This window comes from Yoonia sp., assembly GCF_017854415.1.
Taxonomy (GTDB): Bacteria; Pseudomonadota; Alphaproteobacteria; order Rhodobacterales; family Rhodobacteraceae; genus Yoonia.
Window position 1 is genome coordinate 3,199 of sequence record NZ_JAFMHR010000185.1, and the last position, 1,101, is coordinate 4,299.

1 protein-coding gene and 1 pseudogene are annotated in these 1,101 nt (G+C 54.3%); both read left to right on the forward strand.

Annotated elements, in window-relative coordinates:
- Positions 1 to 837 (forward strand): cobaltochelatase subunit CobN (locus QZ197_RS14975; protein ID WP_296432956.1); only part of this gene is annotated, 837 nt, incomplete at its 5' end.
- A gap of 121 nt (positions 838 to 958) precedes the next feature.
- Positions 959 to 1,101 (forward strand): annotated as a pseudogene (chlL, locus tag QZ197_RS14980) (ferredoxin:protochlorophyllide reductase (ATP-dependent) iron-sulfur ATP-binding protein); the annotation flags it as partial.

Consider the following 1,101-nt stretch of genomic DNA (forward strand, 5'->3'; position numbering starts at 1 on the left):
GAAGCCGCTTTGAAATGCGCGATGGCTGATGAGCCGCTTGAGCAGAATTTCATTCGTGCACATGCGTTGAGCTATGCCGAGGAAATGGGCTGTGACCTAGAGACCGCAGCATTGCGTGTCTTTAGCAATGCCGAAGGTGCGTATGGTTCGAACGTGAATCAGTTGGTTGATAGCTCTTCGTTTGGTGAAGAAGATGAATTGGCCGACGCGTATGAGGCCCGCAAATCCTTTGCTTACGGAGTGAACGGAAAAGCCGCGCAGAACCCCGCGCTTTTGCAAAAGGCGTTGAAGGACGTTGATCTAGCCTATCAGAACCTTGAATCGGTTGAGTTGGGCGTCACAACCGTTGACCACTATTTTGATACGCTTGGCGGTATTGCTCGTGCTGTGAAGCGCGCAAAAGGTGGCCAAAGCGCGCCGGTTTACATTGGTGATCAGACCCGCGGTGCCGCGAAGGTGCGCACTTTGCAGGATCAAGTCGCACTTGAGACCCGCAGCCGCAGTTTGAACCCTAAGTTTTATGAGGCCTTGTTGAACCACGGCCACGAAGGTGTTCGCCAGATTGAAGCCCATGTCACCAACACGATGGGTTGGTCAGCAACAACGGGCGAAGTTGAACCTTGGGTCTATCAGCGTCTGTCCGAGACATTCGTTTTGGATGCTGAAATGCGCGAGCGTTTGGCAAAGCTGAACCCGCAAGCATCGATGCGTATGGCAAACCGACTGCTTGAAGCGTCCGACCGTGAATACTGGGCCCCTGACGAAGAGACTTTGGCAGCGTTGCAGGATGCAGCGGATGCGCTTGAGGATCGGATGGAAGGGATCGCAGCGGAATGATGATTTTTAAGAGATATTGCGCCCTTGACGGGCGCGGTGAGAAAGGGGCCAGCCCCCTCGGCCTGCGGCCTCACCCCCGAGGTATTTTTGAACAGAAGAAGTTGATGGAAAGGAGGCTCTCATGAGCCCCAGAGATGAAATTCCGAACCTACGTGGTCAAGATGGCGAAGGGTCCGTTCAGGTCCATCAGCCGGAAGATGCGAAGATTGAAGGCGCGAAGGTCTTTGCCGTTTATGGCAAGGGCGGGATCGGTAAATCGACGAC